This is a genomic window from Alcaligenes pakistanensis (assembly GCF_014652815.1).
Lineage (GTDB): Bacteria > Pseudomonadota > Gammaproteobacteria > Burkholderiales > Burkholderiaceae_B > Alcaligenes > Alcaligenes pakistanensis.
Genome location: NZ_BMZN01000004.1, coordinates 529,413 through 551,644, shown reverse-complemented (window position 1 = coordinate 551,644; position 22,232 = coordinate 529,413). Strand labels below are relative to the sequence as shown.

The following is a 22,232-nucleotide window of genomic DNA, read 5'->3' as shown; positions in this document are numbered from 1 at the left end:
TTTCACTTTGACATCCACAGGATGATTTCAGGCAGTAGCACTTATAAGAAAGGAGTTGCTTTATGCACTCGGCGATTCGCGCAACCTTGCTTTTTCTGGGCCCTTTGTATGCATTAGTTCCTCAAGCGCAAGCCTATGAGCTTTATCGCGATGAAGGTACGCATCTTAATGCTGATCTGACAGTCGTTTATGGTCTGTTGAGCAGTAAACATAATTACATAGGCCGCTCAGGCAGTTTCCGATGGCAGGAAGGATTTGCCAAGTATGGATTCAGCGGTGAAACAGACCGTATTGGTGCCGGCTCTGTTTACGGTAGTCTCGCTTTGATCAGCTCGGCCACCTGGGGCGACGGTGATCCTGGTGGTTACTCGATTGGTAAGGAGCGGCGCACCAGTTTCGAGGATGCGTATATTGGTTGGCGCTCCGGTTCTTTGTTACCTGCTTTAGGTCAGGACGGTATTGACGTTTCGTTTGGGCGTCAGCCCATCAAGATTGGCCGAGGTTTCCTGATCAACGATGACGCCGCCAATCCGGGCAGAGGCATGGGGCTTGAGTATGACCGCGGCGGTGCGTATTACTTGGGCGCCCGGCATTCATTTGCAAATACTGCTGTGCTACGGCTGGGGGGGAAAGAGGGCCTGCATGGCAGTGCGATGTGGATCAAGTCCAAGAATCCGGCTCTTAGCAAGACGGAAATGGCGCTCGCCACGCTGGAGTACACCGCAGCAGAAGGGACAGTGGGCATGACTCACATTCGTGGATTGAATGTGGATAAACAGTTCACTGACGCCAAAACGATTGAGCGCAAAGATATCAAAATGTATGGCTTATGGGGCGAAGGTAATGCCGGTATACCCAATGCCAAGTTTGGTTTTGATGTGGCTTTGCAGGATAAAAAGTCCGGCAATGAAGTTGCCTGGTCCGCCCAGGCTGGCTATACCTTCGCTGACTTTCCCTGGAAGCCGGAAATCAGCTATCGCTATAGCTATTACCCCAAAAATTGGGATGGTTTTTTTACTGGTGGCTATCTGGATGACGGATGGACTCTTGGCGAAGTGGCGGGGAATTATGTACGTGGATCGTTCGCCAGCAATCTGGCGGTACATGCGATTTCCCTGCGAGCCCGCCCCTACGAAAACCTGACCGTGGGTGCGCTTTTCTATAACTATCGAACGGTGGCTAATCGTGCTGTGCTGAATGCAGACGCGAACGCGGTTGAGGTGTATCTGGATTGGGCGGTGACGCGTCATATCTCTGTCTCCCCTTTGTTTGGCTTGTACAAGCCGCGCAAGGATCAGGGCAATGGCGGCAGTCAGAGCAGTAGTTCGACCAATGTGTATACGCAGTTGGTACTGTCGGCAAACTTCTGATCGAATCTGCCATGTCGCGAGCTCAGTCTTATCGTGATTGCTTGATTAGCTTATTTATTCGGCGCCTTATTTTTTAGGCTTTGGCCGAAATTGCAAATTTTTGCGAAAAAAAGGCAATACCTACTTTCAAGACGACCAACTAGCATTGATTGCACATGGCGCATCCATCACAAAATATGAAAACGGAGACAAAAATGAGCCACACTGATGCGCGGTCTGTATCCACACCGGGTTTGATGCCTGGGCAGTTGGGCACAGCAGATATTATTTTTATGATTTTGGCCTGTGCTGCTCCCCTGGGGGTATTGGGCGGGCTGGTGCCATTGGCATTTGCGTTTGGTAATGGTGTCGGTACGCCTGGCACCATGCTATTGATTTGCCTAGTGATGCTGATTTTTGCAGTGGGTTATGTTCGCATGATCCCTCATGTTCGCAATGCGGGCGCCTTTTATGCATATATCGCCATCAGTTTGAATAAGCAGGTCGGCGTGGCGGCTGCGTATGTCGCCATCATTGCGTATATTTGCGCAGCTACTTCGACCTTGGGGGCGATGGCCTTTTTCTCCACGGACTTTGTACAGGAAGTTTTTGGTGTGGTCACGCGCTGGGAGCTTTGGGCGGCCATCAGCGTGGGTTTGATCGCTTTTCTGAGCTATCGGAAGATCACGATGGCGGCCAAGGTGCTGGCTGTACTGTTGATTTTGGAAGTCGTGTTCATCCTGATACTGGATGTGCTGATTTTGTACCATGTCGGATGGCCTGGCCTGGATTTCAGTAGCTTTACGCCGGCTGCAATACTGGCCCCCGGGTTTGGCATTTCTATTATTTACGCCATTAATGGTGTAGTCGGCTTTGAGGCAACGGCTATCTATCGCGAGGAAGCCAAGAACAGTCTGGTGACTGTTCCTCGGGCAACCTACGGCGCCATCCTGATCCTGGGTACATTTTATGTTTTTTCGTCCTGGTGTCTGGTTCTCAGTGTCACCCCGGAAAAACTGCAGGCGGTAGCGGCCGCTGATCCTGGCCGTTTGCTGACGGGCATGGGCGAGCAGTATTTGGGTGAGTGGGGACGCAATGCGCTCAATTTGCTGGTGGTGACTAGCCTGTTTGCTGCTGCCTTGGGTTTCGCGAATAATATTGCGCGTTATTTCTTCGCTGTAGCGCGTGATGGGTTGATTCCTGCTGTATTTGGCAAGGTTCATCCCAAGCACGGTTCGCCTTATATCGCCTGTCTGGCGTTGACGAGTATTTTTGTCGTGGTTATTGGCTCGTTTGCCTTGGCCGGTTTGGACCCTTTGCTCAATCTTGCGACCAGCCTGTCGTCCATGGGGGCAGTCGGTTTGATGTGTCTGCTCACCACCACTTCCTTTTCCATGTGCGTTTTTTTCGCCCGACGTGGTGAGTATTCGCTGGCGACTATCGTGGCGCCCTTAGTCGCGGGTGTGTTGTTGGCAGCGGCTACCTTCTTGTCGTTGAAGAATTACTCCGCATTGACAGGCACAGACTCTGTCTTAGTCAATAACCTGCCATTTTTGTTCTTGTTGGTCGTCATTGCGGGTTACTCGCATGGTAGCTGGCTCAAGCGCAATCGTCAGTCGGTTTATCAGAGAGTAGGCTCTACGAGCGTCGAACAGGAAGTGTTGGCGCCTTCGGTGGGCTGATGGGAGACATGCGTTTTTCTGATGGCATGGAGGTCGGATGAGATACGAGGCAGCAGTTCAACACTTAGCGGCAGTGCGTGTTCAGAGCGTCCATCGCGCACTCAGACTGGAAAGATTTCCAGCAATGAGTACGCGGTTCGCTGAGCAGGCGCGGGAGCATTTAAGCAGTATTCTTTCTCCGCACCAACTTGATCTGGACACTCGGCAAGCGGTGTGTTTTACGCATAACCGTCTGTTGCTTGATGGACTGTCCTTGCATTTCATTGAGTACGGCGTGCCTGCCGGTGTGGTTTGTCTGCAGTCTGAACAGCTAACTGACCATTACTTGTTCAAGATTCCTTTGACCGGAACTGCTCAGTATCGTCAGGCCGGGGCCTGTTATGAGGTCAGGCCAGGAATGATGCACGTTGTACATCCTGGCCAGTGCTTTGAGTCCTCCATGTCGGCTGACTATACCCACCTTACTTTGCTGTTGGATGCTGCAACGATTGACTGCCCGGAGGATTCACAGGATGTTGACGAATCGGGACGCAAGGCGCTTTTCGAGATTGCTCGTATCAATGCCGATGGGCATGCGCGGGCATTCTCAGGAATTTTGCAGGCAATTTGCGAGGATACGATCAGTGGTGAGTCCTTACTGAATTTGCCGGTTTTTCAGCACACGATTGAAAAAATAGTGGTCAATGCGGTACGTGCCTTGCCCCGTCGTTTGGTCGAACGCCCCGAATCGGCAAAGGCCTGTCTGGCGCCAATTTTTATCAAGCGGGCCGAAGAGTATATGCATGCCCACCTGACAGCGCCTATTCGTGTTGATGATTTGGTGCAGGCGGTCGGTGTTAGTCGACGTACTTTACATGCGGGATTTCGTAATTTCCGTCAGACCACACCGGGTGCGCAGTTGAAACGGATGCGGCTCGATGCAGCCCGCATAGCCCTGCTTGATGCGCGTGAGACGGGTGAGAACGTGACCGACATTGCGACTCGATATGGTTTTTTCCATCTGGGAAAATTCGCGCGTGATTTCAGAGCTCGATTCGGTCAGAGCCCCTCTGAAATTTTGCGGCCACGCTAAGCCGCGTAAGGCGGCGGTCCTAGCTTTGTGATTTGCTGCACTTTAGGGCTAGCACTTGCGCTTTGAAGCCTATTGCCACAGTCCTCACATCGTTACCCTTTACAGCTAGTCCGGCTCTTGTTTAACGCGCTTGAGCCGCATACGGGATATTGAATCAACCTTGTTTTGAATGTTGCCATGTGCACTGATAAGGCAGTGTGCAGGGGTAGCACGTCTGTGGAGATTGAATTGGGTCTGGACAATAATTATGAATTGTTGGGGCAGGAGACACGCACTTTTCTGGAGTTGCCACACGGCTTGCATATAGGTGGGCGGCAGATTCAGACGGCATCGACTTATGCCTTGCGTGATCCGAGTAATGGCCAGGTGTTTGCACATGCTGGACAGGCAAGCGCATCGGATGTGGGTGAGGCAGTGACGGCCGCCAAGCGGGCATTGCGAGGGTCTTGGGGCCGCTTCCGACCACATCAACGCGAGGCCTGCTTGCTGCGCCTGGCGCAGTTGCTTGAGGAGCATGCGCGCACCCTGTCTGAAATCGAGACCATATGCAGTGGTCGTTTGCTGCGTAATACCTTGGACGTGGACGTGAATTATTCGGCCCATGTTTTGCGTTATATGGCGGGTTGGTCGACCAAGCTGTCAGGGCGTACAACAAGATTGTCAGTACCTTACGTGACTGATGGCGAACTTGATGGCTATACCTTTCGCGAGCCGGTGGGCGTGGTTGCAGCGATTGTTCCGTGGAATGTCGCCCTTGGACTGGCCATCTGGAAAATCGCTCCTGCGCTGGCGGCCGGTTGCACCGTTGTCCTGAAGCCTGCACCCAGTACGCCACTGACAGCCTTGTATCTGGCGCAGTTGGCGCTGGAGGCGGGTGTGCCCGAAGGCGTTTTGAATATTGTGACTGGCAGCGAGCCAGGGCTGGGCGAAGCGATGGTGCGTCACCCAGATGTCGATATGGTCAGTTTTACCGGGTCTACCCATGTTGGTCGACTGGTCGCGCGTGAGGCCGCCGGCGCATTCAAGCGCGTCAGCGTAGAGCTGGGCGGCAAGTCGCCCGTCATCATCGCGCAGGATGCTGATCTGTCGCGTGCCATTCCGCAGGCGGCCTGGGCCATTTTCGCCAATCATGGTCAGAATTGTTGTGCAGGCTCGCGTCTGTATGCGCACGCCAGTGTATACGAGCAGGTGCTTGAGGGGATTGTATCGATTGCCGAGTCCATCAAGCTGGGCGCGCCGCTGGACTCGGACTCGGCAATGGGGCCTTTGATCAATCGGGCGCACAGCGAGTACGTGCTCAATTATGTGAAAGAGGGTGTGCGCGAGGGGGCGTCGCTTCGTACCGGTGGTGCAGGTCTGGATCATCCGGGCGCGTATGTGCAACCAACGGTGCTGGCGGGCGTCAGCCCAACGATGCGGGTGGTTCGCGAGGAGATTTTCGGCCCGGTTCTGGTGGCCGCATCGTTCCAGAATGATGCTCAGGCCGTAAGCCTGGCCAATGATTCCGAGTTTGGTTTGGGCGCCAGTATCTGGAGCCGGGATCTGGATCGCGTGCGCTACATGACGCGTGCATTGCAGGCCGGCTCGGTCTGGGTCAACACCCACAATACGCTGGACGTCAATTTGCCGTTTGGCGGTTGGAAAAATTCCGGTATGGGGCATGACCTGAGCGAAGAATCCGTTCTGGCCCACACCCGCATCAAGAGTTCTGTACATCATTACATGGAGCAGGACGCGTTCGACGCGGTTTGATGGTGGCGCTAGTTGCGCAAGGCATCCATTTTTTATCTATTACGTAGAGATTTCCATGAAGCAATCTTCTGTACCCGTCCAGACAGCAGCGCCGGCAGAGCCTGTCATTCGTATGCCGAAAGGCCTGCTGTTGCTGGATGGCAAACTAAGTGGAGTATCCCCCTCGGCACGGCGTATCGACGTCTTGAATCCGGCGACCGGTGAGCGCATTACGACCATACCTGCGTGTAGTGCCGCCGATGTGGATCATGCGGTCATGGCCGCGCAGCGCTGTTTCGAGAGCACGGCTTGGCAGTCGATGCGTCCTTTGGATCGTGGTCGCCTGCTCGAGCGTCTGGCGCTGCTGCTTGAAGAAAATGCGGAGCAGTTTGCGCAGTTGGAGTCGCTCGACAGCGGCAAGCTGCTAAGTGTGACGCGCATGATTGATATTCCGTTTGCGATCGAGGCCTTGCGTTATTTTGCCGGTTGGAGCTCAAAAATAGCCGGTGAATATATTGCCTTATCGCCTTTGGTCCAGGACGGCGCCATGTACCGTGCCTATACCGAGCGTAAGCCTATCGGAGTCGTAGGCGGCATTACGCCGTGGAACTTCCCATTGGGTCAGGCTATTCAGAAGCTGGCGCCGGCCATTGCCTGCGGTTGCACGGTCGTGCTCAAGCCGTCCGAGGAAACATCGTTGACAACCCTGCTATTGGGAGAGCTGATTATCGAGACTGGCTTCCCAGCGGGTGCAGTCAATATTGTGACCGGCTATGGTCATGATGCTGGAGCCGCTCTGGTGGAGCATCCCGTGGTGCGCAAGATCTCTTTTACCGGCTCTACGGCGACGGGTCAGCATATCTGGATGGCAGCAGCACCCACCATGAAACGAGTCACATTGGAGTTGGGCGGCAAGTCGCCCACCATTATCTTGGCCGATGCTGATTTGACGCGGGCGATACCGGGTGCGGCAGCCGCTATTTTTGCCAATTCAGGCCAGATTTGTACCGCCGGTTCGCGCTTGCTGATTGAGTCCGCCGTCTACGATGAGGTGATTGCCGGCGTAGCCGAAATCGCCCGTACTTTGAAGCTGGGCTCGGGCATGGACCCTGCAACGGAGGTCGGTCCTTTGATCTCATCGCGCCAGCGCGAACGAGTGGCTGGTCTGGTGCGCTCCGGGCTGGATCAAGGTGCTGTGGCATTGGCCGGGGGCGATATTGCCGGTGAGGCTGGCTGGTTCTACCAACCGACGGTGCTGGGCAATGTGACGACGGATATGACGGTGATGCGCGAAGAAATCTTCGGGCCTGTTGTGTGCGCCATGCGGATCGATGACTCCTCGGAATTGGTCAACTTGGCCAACGATACTCCCTACGGTCTGGCGGCCAGTATCTGGACGCGCGATCTGGAGCGAGCCCATCTGCTGGCGGATCGGATCGATGTGGGAACCGTCTGGTTGAATACGCACAATGTGCTTGATCTGGCGGTGCCTTTTGGCGGGCGCAAGCTCTCTGGCGTAGGGCGTGAATTCGGCAGTGAAGCCATCCATGCCTATACCGAACCCAAGGCGATATGCATGCGCCTGGACACGGGTGCGATGGCAGGGTACTAAGTTTTATTGAGGTAGTGGGTGAAGACGATCGCGGCGACTTGTTCTGAAAACACAGGTCGCCGCAATTTTTTTATTTCTGGAAGCGATCCAGTCGATACGGGCTAGGGTTCACCAGGGGAGGGGTATCGAGTATCAGGTCGGCGGCCAATTGACCAGCGGCCGGGCCGGTGCCAAATCCATGGCCGGAGAATCCGCTGGCTAGAGTCAGACCGGGAATCTTGTCGATCGGGCAGATGACGGGCAGAGAATCAGGGGTGACATCAATCATGCCGCCCCAGGATTGCTGGATGACGGCGTTCTTGAAAACAGGCCAGGCTGCGATCAGGTTGGTCATGGCCTCTTTGTTCAGGGCGGGCACGCAGGGTGGGTCCATGGTTCTGAGGTACTCGAAGGGAGAGATTCGATCAGCCTTCCAGCGACGCGCCAGCATCAGGTCAGACACCATCTCGCGCCCCAGGGAAATACGGACGTTGTTCCATTGGGCGCGCAGTGTGGGCAGGTAGTGCATGCCCAGCAACAGGCTGTCCAGCATCAAGGGCGCATACAAGGCGCCGCGTTGGGTAATGGTGAAACCGCCGTCCAGGCGCTTGCGGAACGAGAAATTGGGTGCGCCTACGGCAATGTCTGTCGGCCCTTCCATGGGGGCAGTGCGCATCACCGAGGCGACCAAGGGCAGGGTCAACAGCGATATGCCCTGATTGCTCAGGAAGCGACGTGACCACAGGCCGCCGGCCAGTAGCACTTGCTCGCAGCGTATTTCGCCGCGTTCTGTCATCACGCCGCTGACGCGGCCCGCTGACAGGGACAAGGTGCGTACGGCACAGTTTTCGATGATCAGCGCCCCTTTTTTAATGGCTGCCTGCGCGATGGCACTGTTAGCCAAGGTGGGCTCGGCACGGCCGTCAGAGGGCGTATAGATGCCACCGACCCAGCGGCCTTGTCCGCCGGGCACCATTTCATTGATCTGGGCCGCACTGAGCAGGCGCGAGTCCAATGGCAAGTCGCGTACGCTGCTCAGCCATTGCTCATGCTGATGCATTTCCGCCGGGTTGCGAGCGACATACATGATGCCCGCCTGACGATAGCCCACATCGGCCCCGACACGCTCGGGCATTTGAGCCCAGAGTTGATCGGTGGCCAGAGCGAGCGGCACATCGGGGGCCGAGCGGCTCATCTTGCGAACCCAACCCAGATTTCGCGAAGATTGCTCAGCCGCGATCCGGCCTTTTTCCAGCACGACCACGGGTATGCCGCGTTCGGCCAATGTCAGTGCGGCACTCAGACCAACAATGCCCGCACCGATGATGACGACGGTTGTAGAAGCAGGCAGCTCAGTAGAGCTGCTGACAGGAGTAATGACGGGAGCCACAGCTTGTCTCCTTGGACGATAGAGTAGGCCGGAGAGAGCGTTCCATGCGACGCGACTCCGGCCACCGTCATTCGCATGGCGCGACACTCAAGGGGTGATCGTCAGTTCTTTGATGTCGGCTTTGGAGGCACCACGGTAGGCAGTCACTTCAATCTCGACCCGGTATTCAGGTGATCCTAGCGGAGGGCTGGTCATGGTCAGGGTTGGATTGATATTGCGCATTTTCTCACCATAGACGGCCATGATGGTATCCACATCTTCGGGAAACTGGATAAACACCCGAGCGGCAACGATATCGGCCAGGCAGGCGTCCACAGAGGCCAATGCGGTTTCGATATTGATCAGCACTTGCAAGGTTTGTTCGCGCAGATCGGTTGAGATCAGCTTGGTCTTGGGATTGCGGCCTGCGGTATTGGACATGAAAATCAGGTTGTCGACCGCAACCAGGCGCGAGTAGCTACCCATTTCTTCGAATTTGGAGCCGGTTTTGACTTTGACGATAGAGGTCATGGGGAATATGTCCCTGTAAAAGAGTGAGTAATGTGACGCTGAACAAGCCCGTAATACGGGCTTGTTTGCGATAGGCGCTGATTAGCGCAAGACGGGCTCATCCCAAAGATTGAGACGTGTGCCAATTCCCTGTTTGAGCGCGTTGCGGTACACCACCGTGCCCCAGGCCACGTCCTCGACGGGCATACCGCCTACCGACATGATGATGATTTCGTCATCATTCTGGCGACCAGGAGCCTCACCGGCGACGATTTTTCCCAGGTCTTCCAGTTGATCGCGTGACATACGGCCTTCTGCGATCAGATCCATGAAACGGATGCCCACGACCGGCACGCTGGCATGAACAGGTTTAGGGTTTTCGTCGTACCAGGCGTCATACAGGCCGGTGTGATCGAGCACCTTGCGAATCTCAGGTGACTCCATACCCTCATCAATATTGCCCAGGGCTGGCATGGACAGGAATGTGCCGGGGCTCACCCATTCACGCTTGACCGTTGGGTACTTCGAGGGGTCGCCCACCGCGCCGGAGCCGCAGAATGTCACGATGTCACTGTCACGAACCAAGGCTTCGTCGGTATCGACAACTTGGACATTGGCGATCTGCGGGAATGTGTCGGCTAGCCAGGCTAGAAATGCGTCCAGGTTCTTCTGGCCGCGCCCTTTTATTTTGACTGTGTCGATCTGCGGACAGACAGCCATGAAAGCCGACAAGGATGTTCGTGCCATGACGCCAGGGCCGAGAATACCGACGACTTTGGAGTTTTTGCGTGCTAGATGGCGTGCCCCCACCCCCGGAATGGCGCCTGTGCGGTAAGCCGACAAGAGGTTGGCCGACATAAATGCCAGCGGAGCTCCAGTGTCCGCATCATTCAGGACGAACATCAGGATGGAGCGAGGTAGTCCCTTGTCTCGGTTTTCAATGTTGGAGCCATACCATTTCATCCCTGCGGTACGAAAACGTCCTCCCAAATAAGCGGGCATCGCCATGAATCGCCGGTCCGGCGTGGGCTTGGGCATATCGGGAAAGGGTGAGTTTTCGGGAAACACAACAATCGATCCATGCGAGTTGTTGTTTGAACCTGCCATGCGGTAGTCGTTGTGATACAGCAGGCTGAACATCTCCTCCATCGTGTCCACACAGCTCGCCATATCAGTGACGCCTGCGCGAACCATGTCCGGCTCGGACAAATAGATAAAGTCGATCTTCGTCGAGGTGCTCATGTCTCATATCCTTGTAGTGCGTTATTTGCAGCTACATGGTGACTCAGCCTCGAACTGGTGGAAATTGCAAAGCGGGATAAGGAATTTGCAGAATAGGCCAGCCCGCATGCAGCCATACCTTGGCATGGAGAGCAGACACGGGTAAATCCCGATTTTGTGCCGTGGCGATTTTATAAATGATGTATACCTTCGAATACTAAAATTGTTTAGATATAAAGTTTTTGCCTGTTTGCTATCCATGAAGCGTGGGGCGTTTCTTCGGGAAAAGAAGTGAGGGTGAGGATGAATAAGGGCATGAATGAACGGATCGCTTATCCGCCAGGAGCAGAAAATGGCGGCTTGGAGACAGTCGGTTTACACGAGCGTGGGTGCGCGACAATACGGACTTTGTATCTCAGTGCCCTAGTCAATGCCTTGTCTGATCAAGGGCGTCAAGTAGACGCTTTGCTGCGCGAGTATGGTTTTTACAGAACGCAGACATCAACACCGTATGAGCGGGTGCCTTTGCATCGCTATGTCTCCTTGCTGGAGCATGCTGCCCAGAAGTTTGGGCGTCCAGACCTGGGTTTGGAAATGGGAGCCCAGTTCGGTTTGGAGGAGATGGGGCCTTTCCATGCTCTGTTTGTGGCAGCAGGCAGTTTGCGGGCCACACTGGATACATTCGGCTTGTTTCAGGATCGTTGGCAGACGAATACCTTGTTGGATGTGACGATTCAGGCTGAAACAACCACGCTGAGTTATCGGATTCAGGATCGTGCTATTTGGCCTCGTAGCCAGGACGCAGAGTTTACGATGGCTGGTATGGCCTTGATGCTCAAGCAATTGGCGACCCCCAGCTGGGGGCCGATAGAGGTGCATTTCGAGCATTCGATTGTGGGCCGAGAGAAAACGCTGGAGCGGTTTTTCCGAGCGCCAGTTTTAGGGAATCAAGCGGCCAATCAACTTGTGATGCGTAATAGCGATCTGGATCGCCAGCTCTCTAACAACAAAGGATTTCAAGACAATAAGCTGAAGTCGGTTCTGGAGTGTCATCTTCTGGATTTGCTGGGGCCTGAAGCACTGCCGGTCAGGCGAACCTGTGATCAGGCCGCGGATATTATATCTCGGCGCTTGGGGCGGGCACCGGTTGACTGTGATTCGATCGCCTTGGTATTGAATCTGTCTGCACGTTCATTGCGCAGACGTTTGATGGAGGAGGGAAGCTCCTTTCGCCATGTTTTACAGGATGTCAGACAAGCCCGGGCGCAGGCCCTGTTGCAGTCTGCGGATCTACCCTTGTCGGCCGTTGCCGAACAGTTGGGCTATTCGGATACGGCGACTTTTTCGCGGGCCTTCAAGGAGTGGACGCGGGTGTCACCGCGTCGTTATGGGAAAGCGTCTAGCTTGAGTTGGCAATCGTAGAACTCGATATGGTTAAGGCGCAAACCAGGGCTGTGGCACGGTTGTTTGCACCGTAATAGCCTTCAGCTCCGAATACATATTCAAGGTCTCGCGGCAATGCTCGCGGCCAATTCCACTTTCCTTCATGCCCCCAAAAGGCGAGCCACTTGTCAGGTTGAAATAGCGGTTGATCCAGACATTGCCCGCTTGCAGGCGGTCAGCAGTTTCCATCGCATTTTTCAGGTTGGAGGTGTAGATGCCAGCCGCCAGGCCATAGCACACGTCATTGGCTTGCTTGATCATCTCGTCCACCTCGCTCCAGCGGATAAGGGACAAGACCGGGCCAAAGATTTCCTCTTGAGCCACACGCATGCGGTTATTGGTTTCCAGGATTGTCGGTTCAATGAAGTAACCATGTTCGTGACCAGCGACGGTGACGCGCTGACCGCCTGTCAGCACGTTGGCACCTTCGTCTCGGCCAGTCTGGATGTATTTCAGGACTTTTTCACCTTGCGAGGCGCTGATCAGGCAGCTTAGTTGGGTGTTGGAGTCGGAGGGATCGCCTATGCGTACGCGGCGGGCGGCAGCGACGAGCTTTTCAACAAATTGGGTGTAGATGGCATCGTGTACGAACAGGCGTGTGCCGGCCAGGCAGGATTGACCATTGCAGTACAGGGCTGCAAACAAAGCGTTGTCGACGACGGCGTCCATATCGTCAATATCCGGGAACACAATATTAGGGCTTTTGCCGCCCAGTTCCAGTGATACAGGGACCAGACGCTTGGCGCCGGCCTGACTGATGATGCGGCCCACTTCCGGGCTGCCGGTAAAGGCCAGTTTGGCGACTCCAGGGTGGGAGGTGAGCGCGGAGCCGACTTCTTCACCAAAGCCGGTCAGAACGTTAATGAGTCCGGCAGGGAAGATGTCATTGGCAATGCGGGCAAACTCCAGAGTGGACAGGCTGGCGTTCTCGTCGGGTTTCAGAATGACGGCGTTGCCTGCGGCGATGGCCGGTGCCACTTTCAATGCCACCATAATGGCCGGGACGTTCCAGGGAATGATTTGGCCCACAACGCCCAATGGGACGCGTTTAGCGATCAGGTAGCCATCAGGGATGGGGCGACCGAAATCCTCGTGTGCCACGATGGCAGCAGCAAAGTAGCGATACTGGGCAACGGCAATCTGGTAATCGATCATGACTTCGGACACTCGACGCCCTACATCTTCCGCGTCTATACGGGCCAGATGAGGGGTGGCTTGCTCCAGAGCATCGGCTAGACGGTTCAGGAGCAAGGCTCTGGCTTCATAGGCGGTTTGTGCCCATTGTTGCTGGGCTTGCGTGGCGGCCTGCACCGCCAGATCCACTTCCTTGGCTCCGCAGCGAGCCAATTGCCCAAGGGGACGACCGGTGGATGCGTTGATGGCTGGAAAGGTGTCTTGGGCGTAAATGGTTTTACCGCCTATATAGGCAGGGTAGTTTTGAGGGGTGCTCATGGCTAGCTTCCTTAAGTAATAGAAAAGTGTGGGGTTGCCAACAATCTGACGGGGGGCGGCTGGGTTGTTTTTACTTATAGTGCGCACGGTCAAGGCTGAGGGCTATCCACAAAGGGCATTTCTAGCCAGATTGCGCAAAGCGGGCCCAAGGGAAAGTCCTGATCCAGGGCGGCTTGGTGGGCTCTACAATTTACAGAGCCAAATAGGGTGTGTAAGTCATGAATGCAGGAATGCGAGAAGATTCCTTTCGGACCCGGGATATGGACGAGGCCATTGGCCAGGTTAGTCGTGTCTATGCGGCGCATCACTTGCGTGTATCGCGCCGCGCGTCACGCCTCTTTGATATGCGTTTGGGTGTGCTGGATGCCCAGACAGCAGGCTGCGTGGTGAATCTGCGCTACGACGCCGATATCATGGTGGATGCGGCGGATTTGCCTGATCTGTACTTGATCATGACCTGCATTGCCGGCCAGGGCCGTGTGCGGCAGGGGAATAGTGAATCTGCTTGGGTGTCTGGAGTGACGCTGCCTGTGTCAGCCAATGTGCGTACCGATTTCCATTTTGGTGATGGCTTTGATCAGCTGTCTTTTCGGCCGGATGTGCGGGTTTTACGTAAATTGTGTAGTGATTGGCTGGGCCGCCCTTTGGAGTGCCCGGTGCGTTTTCGTCTGAGCCCGTTCAGTGCGGATTTGTCAGCGGCCTGGAATCAGGCGGTGCAAATGTTGGTGGTGGCTGACAAGATTGCCTTGCAACCTGCTGTGCAGGCTTCCTTGAGCGAGTTTCTGCATGGGATGCTGCTCAATGGTCATCCTCATAATTTCAGCGAGGCTTTGCGTCGTCCAGGTATGTCGCTGTCACGGGCAATGGTGATGCGGGCGGAAGAGTATATCTACGAGCATTGTGAGAGTACGCTGACCGTGGGAGAGGTGGCGGCGGCAACGGGAGTGAGTGTGCGCAGTTTGCAGGCCAGTTTCCGAGAGACGGCAGCGGGATCACCCGTGCAGCGTATGCGGGACATCCGTTTGCAGCGCGTGCGTACCAGTCTGGAACAAAGAGAGGGCAGTGTGACCGAAGTGGCCCTGCGTTTTGGCTTCTTTCATTTGGGACGCTTTAGTGCCCAGTACCAGCAGATGTTTGGGGAGCGACCCGCCACGACGCTGGCGCGGGCCCGACAAGGAATGAACTTGTTGTCATAGTGCTTAAGACAAATCAGGTAGTACTTTTCGGGCTAATCCATGAGTGTCGAGCTGGCACTCACGTTCATTCCCGGAGCGAGTGTTCGGGCGAGCGGGTTATACGTTTGAATTTGGGAAGCTAACGCAGTTCACGAACTTTGCAACGTGTTTTCCCGAGTTCGTTTTCTCGGCAAGACGTGGTGGCAGAGCCGTTGGCATCAAAATAAATCCCCACATTTTCATTTTTGTTGTCGGGTGGGCCGAAGCGATTTGACGCTTTATTGTGCTGCTTAAGTGAGGACAGGTGGTTGTGCTCCAGCTGTTGTTCCCGTGCCGCTTGGCGTGTCTTTTCCTCGTTACTCAAAGCCTTTTGGAAGTTTCGGCTGAACTCTGAATCAAGGGCGGGGTCTCTCGACTTGGTCGGCGCGATGTTTGTTTCGCGCGGCAAAGTAGACGCTGAACGTAGATTTTTAAGATCGTCAGCGGTGACGGATAGATTTGGGGAGGCTGCGTGGCTGGTCACAGCGAGAAGACTGAGCAAGCCAATTGCAATAGGATTCAGGTATTTGCTCATCAGAATTTACTCGACGTGGGGGTGGTTTGATTATCTATCAGACGACAGAAATCTCATGGTTTTTCGTCTGCATTCTATATGGAGGGTCAGTAAGAGCGCAATTGTACAAAGGCTGAGGTAGCTGTTAATGGTATGGACCAAGTAACAGCCCCATGAGGGACTGATTCAATAGGGCGATGCCACGTACTAGGCTTTACATGACGACATAGCGGGATATGGCCAGAAAATGCGCTGCGCTGCCGGCCAGCACAAATAAATGCCAAATACCGTGCCAATGTCGAAAGCGCTCGTCAAACACGAAGAATACAATTCCGGCGGTATAAATTGCTCCACCTGCCGCCAACCAGGAAAATCCCTGCGAGCCCAGGCCGGATGCCAACGGCCCCAGTGCCAGCAAGACAATCCATCCCATAACAGCGTAAATCACTAGCGACAATATGCGTGCAGGTGAACGAGGACGGATATCCTGAAGAATGCCAATCAGTGCCAAACCCCAGACCACACCGAACAGACTCCACCCCCAAGGGCCACGCAGCGTGACCAGGCAGAACGGCGTATAGCTGCCAGCAATCAGCAAATAGATGGAAAAGTGATCCATCTTGCGAAATACATTCTTGGCCCGTCCCCTGAAGCAGTGATACAGGGTGGAGATCAGGTAAAGCAGAATCAGTGTGGCGCCATAGATTGCCGTGCTGGTGATGCGCCAGGGGTCTCCGGTAAAACTTGCCATGACCAGCAGCCAGGATACGCCGCCAACAGCCAGAACCGCGCCGATCAGATGTGACCAGGCATTGAAACGTTCACCGTAGTACATGATTCTCTCTTCTCTCCGAACATGCGGCATGCAGATTGCAAGACTGTTGCCGTGACCGGGAAAGCTTAGCGTATAAATCAAGATTTCGTACGGGTAGCTAGCTTGTCATTGACGTACATTAATACGCTGCTTTGGCATAACGAATGCTGGTGTATATGTTCAACAAAAAAGTCCTGTAAGGGACTTTGTCATTTGTCGCTTCTTTTCCCAATTTACTACTACGTATTTCTCACGCAGTTACGGTGGCGATTGCCATGATGCGCGCTCTATAGTGCTGTCCTTCAGGCCGCTAGCGACATTGCTGCGGTGATATTTGATGGCAGCGATGGCACAGGTATGTCGATGACGTGCTGAATTACATACAGTCGAGTAAATTATGCGAGACCAAACGGCAGGGAGTAGAGGAAATGGGTAGGCAGAAACAATATTGCAGTGCATTTTTTTCAAGGCAAACCTTGGCCATGTTGCTAGCGCTATGTATGGGAAGTACAGCAGCTCATGCAGCGGCAGTGACGTTTTCTCATAAGGACTGGGATCTGAGCTGCGATAACACGCTAACTTGCCGTGCTGCAGGTTATGCCGATGAGGCTGAGCAGCAGGGTTCAACGGTGTTGTTGACTCGTAAGGCGGGTAGTGGGGAGCCGGTGGTAAACCGAGTCATGCTGGCGCACTATAGTGATGCTGAGTGGCAAGAGAAATCGCCACCAGAACTTATTATTGCTGGCCGTACAGCAGGCCCATTAAGTTTTTCGGGCGATGAGTCATGGCAAATGAGTCAGGCGCAGTTAAGCCGGTTTTTGACAGCCTTGAAAAAAGACGAAGCCATTTCTTTTCGTGAGAATGGCAGCATATATTTGTTCTCTGCTGCGGGTTCAAGTGCGGTCTTATTGAAAATGGACGATGTTCAAGGGCGAATTAATACATCCGGGGCTATTCTGCGCAAAGGAAAAGAGAGTGAGTCTTCGGTAAAACTTCCTATTGCTGCGCCAGTTGTCACTCGTGCACCGGTACGGGATAAAAACCTACGCCCCATGACGGGGCAGGAGGATGCACAAATAAGGCCCGTGCTTTTGCAGGTGCTTGCCGCTGATGCAGAGCAATCCTGCACTGATGACAGATTGTCTGAGCCGTGGGGAATCGCACAACTTAATCAGCAGTTTTCCCTGGTTAGCGTGCCTTGTTGGTTAGCCGCTTACAACGGGGGAGACGCTTATTTTGTTATCGCTAATCGTATGCAGTCTGCTCCCGTATTGGTGAGTACTAGCGCTAGCGATTACGATAATGGAGTCATCTCCTCCAGAATGAAGGGGCGTGGGCTGGGTGATTGCTGGAGTTATGAGGCATCGGTCTGGGACGGAACCGACTTTGTTGAAAGTGAGCGCGGTGACACAGGACGTTGCGCTCTGATTCGAGCTGGGGGCGCCTGGGATATTCCGGAGCATGTCAGCCAAGTTGTTGGGCCGTGAGACTGTACAAAAAATAGCGACTTAGGTGGCTTTTTTGGGGCCGTTTGGGTGGGGTAGTTGAAAGTAAGCTATCAAATGCTTCCAGTGTAAGGAAGCTAGACCATTGATTTGAATAGTATTGATTGTTTTATTTCAATGGATTTAGATTAGTTGGTGCCGATGAAAGGAATCGAACCCTCGACCTTCTCATTACGAATGAGCTGCTCTACCGTCTGAGCTACATCGGCTAACCTAAGACAATAAGTATATCCTGTTTTTTTCGGGTTTGTAAATTCTGCGCGCGCTTTTAAAGGGTGACGTGCTATGTTGGTTGTTTCAGCCTGTTAAGGGGATGATGATGCTGGGGATCAAGATTGGTTTTGTTGTAGCGGCTTTCTTGCCTTGGTTAGCGACGGTGTGTGCCAAAGCGGGTAGTCCGGGCTTTGATAATCACGATCCTCGCCCGTGGCTGGCAGGTTTGACGGGATGGCGCGCTCGGGCTAATGCGGCTCAGGCCAACGCGTTTGAAGCTTTGCCTTTTTTCTATGCAGCGGTGTTGCTGGCCCTGTGGTCGGGGGTGGACGGCTTGCAAGTGCAAAGCCTGATGATTGCCTGGATCGTGCTGCGCGTGCTGTATCTGGTGATGTACATAATGAACAAGGCGGCGTTGCGCTCGCTGGTCTGGTTCTTGGCTTTGGCCGTCAATATCTGGATTTTGTGCTTGCCAGTGCTAGTGGCGTAAGCCTGCAGGAAAAGTAAAGGGGCTGGTTCTACCTTCTCAAGTAGAACCAGCCCCTTTTTAGTGTGTTTGTATCACCAGTTAAGCAGGCCGGTCCGGCCTATGCATTGATCCGGCCTGCTTGATTTTAGTTGCTGTGATTTTCCTGCTCTTCAGCCTCAACGCGGGCGCTGACGGCAGAGGGGAACAGATCCCAGCAGGCGATGAACATGGCGGCGATCAGCGGGCCAATTACAAAGCCGTTCAAGCCAAAAATCGACAAGCCACCCAGGGTCGAGATCAGGATCACGTAGTCGGGGATCTTGGTGTCTTTACCTACCAGCAGGGGGCGCAGCAGGTTGTCGACCAGACCAATCACCAAGATGCCGAAGGCGGTCAGGATGATGCCGGGAACATAGTGGCCCGATACAAAGAAGTAGATGGCGACAGGGGCCCAGATCAGGGAAGCACCGACGGCAGGCAGCAGGGACAGTACCGCCATCAGCACGCCCCAGAACAGTGCGCCTTGAATGTCCAGGAACCAGAACATGACCCCGCCCAATGCGCCTTGGGTGGCTGCCACGGCAATATTACCTTTGACCGTGGCGCGCACCACGGTCGTGAATTTGCGGAACAGGTGAGTCTTCTGGTTCTCGCTCAAGGGGATCAACTGGCGGTAATGACGACCCAGTTCGACGCCATCGCGCAGCAGGAAGAACAGCATGTACAGCATGATGCCCAGGCTGACCAGAAACTGGAAGGTGTTTTGGCCTACATTCAACGCCTGTTTAGTCAGGAACTGTCCGCCTTGCACTGCAAATTCGGAGAACTTCTCTTGCAGGGAGGCAAAGTCGTGCAGGCCAAAGCGGGCCGCAAAATCATTCACGCTAGGGGGCAGGGCATTAAGAATTTTTTGTAGATACGCGCCGGGATTTAACTGGCCGCTATTCATCAAATCGTAGAGTGAGGCGATTTGTTGAACCAGCGAAATGGAAACCAGGATGACCGGAATAATCACGATCAGGATGATGATCAGCAAGCTGATCAGGGCAGACAGGGAGCGTCGGCCTTTGGTTTTAGCTAGGAGCTTGCGCTGCAAGGGCGCAAACAGAATAGCCAGCACGGCACCCCAAAATATCGCGCCATAAAAAGGGAGAAGTATCCAGATAAAAGCGATGGATACGGCGACCAGCAACAGTAAAAAAGTATGGAATTGTAGTTTTGGCCGGGTGGACATGGAATTTTTCCATTAGCGTGAATTTGTGCCGATTGTAAGGGGGAATTCTGAGGAAGAGCGTGAATCTTGGTATCTGTTTATGCGGTTTCTATCGGCTTTAGAAAGCTCGCTCTTTACATATTCTTGTTATATGAGTTTTGCTGACCTGCTTGCGTAGAAAAGGCCGCTTGAAGCATCAAGTGTGTGATGGTGATATTGGGGCGAATAAGACCTTGCTCACGCTCGGGCTTGTCGAGCTTGCTGCAAATAGTGACTGCTGCGCCACACATGCTGGCTACTGCGTTCAAACCAGCGGTGGGCGTCGGTAATGCGCAGGGTTCGCGAGGCATCGCCTTGGTCTTGTGGGACGGCCAGCAGATGGCTGCGTACGTCGCTTAACAACTCTGCCAAGGCCTGGGAGCGGGTTTGTATTTGATCCAGCCAATCTTCTGGCGCCTGTCCTTGCAGCCCTTGTTGGGCCAAGGTATTGAGTTCAGTGGCCAGTGCGTGGGCTTGTTGATAGCGGCTATCGTGCAAATCGGCACTAGGCTGATGCTGCAAACGGCTGCGCAGGCGTTGCATATGGTCGATGGCGTGCAGCAAGGCACTGATGCGGGTGGCGATGGCAGGGGTATCGGTAGTGCTGGGGATACGTAATACGAACTCGTAGGCCTGATCTAGTACGGTTTCAATTTGCTGTAGATCTTCGGTGGCAGTGCTGGGGCGGCTCATGTTCAAACTGTGTTGATACAGATTCAGTAGGCGTTGGGCCAGTTCTTCCAGTGTGCGTTGTGTCGTTTCCAGGGCCAGGGCGGGTACTTGCAGCAGGCTGTCATCCAGGTGGTGTTGGGGGCGTGCAGCTCGGTCGGGGACCAGGCGTTGCACCCATCGGGCAAATTGCTGGGTAAAGGGCAGGCACAAGACCGCGCCCAGGCCAATGAACAGGCTATGGAAGGCGGCTAGTCCCAGGGCACCGGGAGGAACGTTGATATAGGAGCCAGTGGCGTACATGGCCTTCAGGAACAGGGGCAGAATCAGCAAGCCCAGCAGACCGGCAATGACGTTGAACAGAATGTAGGCAATAGCCGTGCGTTTGGCGTAAATGGTGCCGCCAATGGCGACCAGCACTCCGGTCAGGGTCGTACCGATGGAGGCACCCACTACAATCGCGGCCGCTTGGTCAAAGCTGACTGCTCCCGCATCCAATGCAGTCAGTGTCATGGCAATGGCTGCGGTGGAGGACTGCAGCACTGCGGTCAGAGCCAGACCGGTGAGCATAATCAGCAGATGGGAGCCATACCCACCCGCTGGCATATGGGCCAGGCTGAAGTTGGCGGCTAAGCCCTGCATACCTTCTTGGAGTGTGCTTAAACCCAGGAACAGGATGCCAAAGCCCGCCAAGGCCCGGCCCAGTTCTTTTTGACGACCGGGAGCCAGTAGCTTGATCAAGGCACCCAAGCCAATCAAGGGCAAGGTGTAAAAGCCCAGATTCACCTTCAGACCCAAACCGGAAATGATCCAGCCGGTTGCGGTATTGCCCAGACTGGCCCCAATAACGACGCCAATCGCCTGGGTAAAAGAGATAAGCCCCGCGCTGACAAAACCGATCAAGGTGACCGTGGTGGCCGTAGAGGATTGGGCCAGGGCGGTAATCAGCGCACCAGAGGCAAAGGCTTTGATGGGCTTGCCTGTAAAAGCGAGCAGAATTTGTTTGAGAGAGCCGCCCGCAAATGCCACCAGGCCTTCGGACAACAACATCATGCCAATCAGGAAAAGGCCTAGTCCTCCCAGAAAGGGGAAAAGAGTATCGAACATATCAGCGCGCGAGGAAATAGGGGCTTGGCCTGCCCGGAAAAGAAAAACTTCTTGGGTAGGCAGGGTATGGACTGTGCATTATCGCCAGTTCCTGCGTGCTTGGAATGGATTTCTTGAACGGCTCTGCTTTGGGGCGGGGTAAGTCAAGTGCAAAATTACCGGCCGGCTATTTTTTTGTGTATAAGAGCGCTTGGTTTATATCGCAAGAGGGAGAGTGATGTGGTTCTTCGTAAATACGTAAAGCTGGCGAGTGTTGCCTTGCTAATGGGTGGCTTGATGTCGGGTCAGGCCCAGGCCATTCAAATGTGGCATTCCGATACGGTGTGGGCAAATCAAGGAATGTGCGCGGCAAATTTTACTTTTGATAGCGGATTGGACCGTGTCCAGCAATTGAAAGTGCATATTCAAGTACTGGATAAAAAAAACAATAAGGTGGTGGCCCAGGACGTGATCGAGGTTGATGAGTTTGGTGGCTCGAATGCGGATCGCTATGCGACAGGCTATTGGCACAGTGATATCGCTTGCGATCAGGATTTGCGTTTGCTTGTCACCCAGGCTCAGGCAGTCATCGAGGATGAGCGTGTTGATTTGTTGGCCAAGCGGGAATTGGAAATACGCCCTTTTGTTCCCTATGAAATTACCATTCAGGCACCGCGTGTGACGCAGTCTCAACGCCCTGATGCGTGCCTAGCCTCAAAATTTACCGTTCAGGCTGTGATCCAGGATAAAGATGGCTACAGCAATGTGCGCGCCCAGCCTAATGCCCAAAGTGTTGTCATCGAAAAGCTGTTCGAGAAAGAGGTGTTTTTCACCTTTGAGCAGAAAGGCAATTGGTGGCAGGTGTGTACGCCTACCGGGCAGGTCGGGTATCTTTACCACGATCGCATCCGGCCACAACACTAAGAGGTATTCAAGACATTGTGCGGTTTGAGGGCAAGGCGCAGGATGTGACTTAATGTGGTTTGTGGATAAGGGCCTCTTGGGTATTCAAGAGGCCTTTGTTTTGTGGAGAGCCTGGGAGAATGGGGGGGCTGTGGGCGATTAGCCTGCTGTCT

Annotated in this window: 18 protein-coding genes and 1 tRNA gene; 10 read left to right on the top strand and 9 right to left on the bottom strand. The window is 54.3% G+C overall.

The features are described from left to right. Positions 1–62 precede the first annotated feature (62 nt). The 5 genes from IE156_RS15400 (at position 63) to IE156_RS15380 (ending at position 7,446) form a co-directional block, all read left to right on the top strand. A complete protein-coding gene (locus tag IE156_RS15400; protein WP_189393500.1) occupies positions 63–1,370 on the top strand; it encodes an alginate export family protein in 1,308 nt (435 codons plus the stop codon). A gap of 194 nt (positions 1,371–1,564) precedes the next feature. Then, positions 1,565–3,031 (top strand): APC family permease, encoded by a 1,467-nt coding sequence (locus IE156_RS15395; RefSeq protein ID WP_189393498.1) that lies wholly within the window; start codon positions 1,565–1,567, stop codon positions 3,029–3,031. Between the two features lie 124 nt (positions 3,032–3,155). Then, positions 3,156–4,103 (top strand): AraC family transcriptional regulator, encoded by a 948-nt coding sequence (locus IE156_RS15390; RefSeq protein ID WP_189393496.1) that lies wholly within the window; start codon positions 3,156–3,158, stop codon positions 4,101–4,103. A gap of 216 nt (positions 4,104–4,319) precedes the next feature. Then, entirely contained in the window at positions 4,320–5,855 is a 1,536-nt protein-coding gene (locus IE156_RS15385) for an aldehyde dehydrogenase family protein (protein ID WP_229841391.1), read from the top strand. A gap of 55 nt (positions 5,856–5,910) precedes the next feature. Continuing rightward, positions 5,911–7,446, top strand: coding sequence for an aldehyde dehydrogenase family protein (locus IE156_RS15380; RefSeq protein WP_189393492.1), 1,536 nt, complete (start codon positions 5,911–5,913; stop codon positions 7,444–7,446). 70 nt (positions 7,447–7,516) lie between these two features. Here the strand turns inward: IE156_RS15380 and IE156_RS15375 are convergent, their stop codons facing one another. The 3 genes from IE156_RS15375 to IE156_RS15365 form a co-directional block, all read right to left on the bottom strand. Next, a complete protein-coding gene (locus IE156_RS15375) occupies positions 7,517–8,815 on the bottom strand; it encodes an NAD(P)/FAD-dependent oxidoreductase (protein ID WP_189393489.1) in 1,299 nt (432 codons plus the stop codon). An 87-nt stretch (positions 8,816–8,902) separates the two neighbouring features. Beyond that, positions 8,903–9,325 carry a Rid family hydrolase gene (locus IE156_RS15370; protein WP_189393488.1) on the bottom strand — a complete coding sequence of 141 codons (423 nt, stop codon included), beginning with the start codon at positions 9,323–9,325 and terminating at the stop codon, positions 8,903–8,905. 81 nt (positions 9,326–9,406) lie between these two features. Beyond that, a complete protein-coding gene (locus IE156_RS15365; protein ID WP_189393486.1) occupies positions 9,407–10,546 on the bottom strand; it encodes an ornithine cyclodeaminase family protein in 1,140 nt (379 codons plus the stop codon). A gap of 294 nt (positions 10,547–10,840) precedes the next feature. On the opposite strand from IE156_RS15365, the gene IE156_RS15360 reads away from it, so the two are divergent. Continuing rightward, positions 10,841–11,947, top strand: coding sequence for an AraC family transcriptional regulator (locus IE156_RS15360; RefSeq protein WP_189393484.1), 1,107 nt, complete (start codon positions 10,841–10,843; stop codon positions 11,945–11,947). Between the two features lie 12 nt (positions 11,948–11,959). Here the strand turns inward: IE156_RS15360 and IE156_RS15355 are convergent, their stop codons facing one another. Then, on the bottom strand, positions 11,960–13,420 hold the full coding sequence (locus IE156_RS15355; RefSeq protein ID WP_189393482.1) for an aldehyde dehydrogenase family protein: 1,461 nt from the start codon (positions 13,418–13,420) through the stop codon (positions 11,960–11,962). Between the two features lie 230 nt (positions 13,421–13,650). On the opposite strand from IE156_RS15355, the gene IE156_RS15350 reads away from it, so the two are divergent. Further along, positions 13,651–14,616 carry an AraC family transcriptional regulator gene (locus tag IE156_RS15350; RefSeq protein WP_189393480.1) on the top strand — a complete coding sequence of 322 codons (966 nt, stop codon included), beginning with the start codon at positions 13,651–13,653 and terminating at the stop codon, positions 14,614–14,616. 118 nt (positions 14,617–14,734) lie between these two features. Here the strand turns inward: IE156_RS15350 and IE156_RS15345 are convergent, their stop codons facing one another. Beyond that, positions 14,735–15,169 carry a hypothetical protein gene (locus tag IE156_RS15345; RefSeq protein ID WP_189393478.1) on the bottom strand — a complete coding sequence of 145 codons (435 nt, stop codon included), beginning with the start codon at positions 15,167–15,169 and terminating at the stop codon, positions 14,735–14,737. A 193-nt stretch (positions 15,170–15,362) separates the two neighbouring features. Then, a complete protein-coding gene (gene trhA, locus IE156_RS15340; protein WP_189393476.1) occupies positions 15,363–15,983 on the bottom strand; it encodes a PAQR family membrane homeostasis protein TrhA in 621 nt (206 codons plus the stop codon). A 407-nt stretch (positions 15,984–16,390) separates the two neighbouring features. On the opposite strand from trhA, the gene IE156_RS15335 reads away from it, so the two are divergent. Beyond that, positions 16,391–17,449, top strand: a complete 1,059-nt coding sequence (locus tag IE156_RS15335) for a DUF1176 domain-containing protein (protein WP_189393474.1) — start codon at positions 16,391–16,393, stop codon at positions 17,447–17,449. Between the two features lie 151 nt (positions 17,450–17,600). On the opposite strand, the gene IE156_RS15330 is transcribed toward IE156_RS15335, so the two are convergent. Further along, positions 17,601–17,676, bottom strand: a tRNA-Thr gene (locus tag IE156_RS15330). 110 nt (positions 17,677–17,786) lie between these two features. Here IE156_RS15330 and IE156_RS15325 point away from each other — a divergent pair. Beyond that, on the top strand, positions 17,787–18,170 hold the full coding sequence (locus IE156_RS15325; protein WP_189393472.1) for an MAPEG family protein: 384 nt from the start codon (positions 17,787–17,789) through the stop codon (positions 18,168–18,170). Positions 18,171–18,294: 124 nt separating this feature from the next. Here the strand turns inward: IE156_RS15325 and IE156_RS15320 are convergent, their stop codons facing one another. Then, positions 18,295–19,383, bottom strand: a complete 1,089-nt coding sequence (locus IE156_RS15320; protein ID WP_189393470.1) for an AI-2E family transporter — start codon at positions 19,381–19,383, stop codon at positions 18,295–18,297. Between the two features lie 216 nt (positions 19,384–19,599). Next, on the bottom strand, positions 19,600–21,177 hold the full coding sequence (locus tag IE156_RS15315; protein ID WP_189393468.1) for a Na/Pi cotransporter family protein: 1,578 nt from the start codon (positions 21,175–21,177) through the stop codon (positions 19,600–19,602). A 219-nt stretch (positions 21,178–21,396) separates the two neighbouring features. Here IE156_RS15315 and IE156_RS15310 point away from each other — a divergent pair, with 219 nt between their 5' ends. Next, positions 21,397–22,080: an IrmA family protein gene (locus IE156_RS15310; protein ID WP_189393466.1), complete on the top strand. Its 684-nt coding sequence runs from the start codon at positions 21,397–21,399 to the stop codon at positions 22,078–22,080. Positions 22,081–22,232 lie beyond the last annotated feature (152 nt).

Bases quoted from the DNA above. Each gene is read 5' to 3' on its own strand.
- IE156_RS15400 (WP_189393500.1), top strand. From the start codon at position 63: ATGCACTCGGCGATTCGCGCAACCTTGCTTTTTCTGGGCCCTTTGTAT.
- IE156_RS15395 (WP_189393498.1), top strand. From the start codon at position 1,565: ATGAGCCACACTGATGCGCGGTCTGTATCCACACCGGGTTTGATGCCT.
- IE156_RS15390 (WP_189393496.1), top strand. From the start codon at position 3,156: ATGAGTACGCGGTTCGCTGAGCAGGCGCGGGAGCATTTAAGCAGTATT.
- IE156_RS15380 (WP_189393492.1), top strand. From the start codon at position 5,911: ATGAAGCAATCTTCTGTACCCGTCCAGACAGCAGCGCCGGCAGAGCCT.
- IE156_RS15370 (WP_189393488.1), bottom strand. From the start codon at position 9,325: ATGACCTCTATCGTCAAAGTCAAAACCGGCTCCAAATTCGAAGAAATG.
- IE156_RS15365 (WP_189393486.1), bottom strand. From the start codon at position 10,546: ATGAGCACCTCGACGAAGATCGACTTTATCTATTTGTCCGAGCCGGAC.
- IE156_RS15360 (WP_189393484.1), top strand. From the start codon at position 10,841: ATGAATGAACGGATCGCTTATCCGCCAGGAGCAGAAAATGGCGGCTTG.
- IE156_RS15355 (WP_189393482.1), bottom strand. From the start codon at position 13,420: ATGAGCACCCCTCAAAACTACCCTGCCTATATAGGCGGTAAAACCATT.
- IE156_RS15350 (WP_189393480.1), top strand. From the start codon at position 13,651: ATGCGAGAAGATTCCTTTCGGACCCGGGATATGGACGAGGCCATTGGC.
- IE156_RS15345 (WP_189393478.1), bottom strand. From the start codon at position 15,169: ATGAGCAAATACCTGAATCCTATTGCAATTGGCTTGCTCAGTCTTCTC.
- trhA (WP_189393476.1), bottom strand. From the start codon at position 15,983: ATGTACTACGGTGAACGTTTCAATGCCTGGTCACATCTGATCGGCGCG.
- IE156_RS15335 (WP_189393474.1), top strand. From the start codon at position 16,391: ATGGGTAGGCAGAAACAATATTGCAGTGCATTTTTTTCAAGGCAAACC.
- IE156_RS15325 (WP_189393472.1), top strand. From the start codon at position 17,787: ATGCTGGGGATCAAGATTGGTTTTGTTGTAGCGGCTTTCTTGCCTTGG.
- IE156_RS15320 (WP_189393470.1), bottom strand. From the start codon at position 19,383: ATGTCCACCCGGCCAAAACTACAATTCCATACTTTTTTACTGTTGCTG.
- IE156_RS15315 (WP_189393468.1), bottom strand. From the start codon at position 21,177: ATGTTCGATACTCTTTTCCCCTTTCTGGGAGGACTAGGCCTTTTCCTG.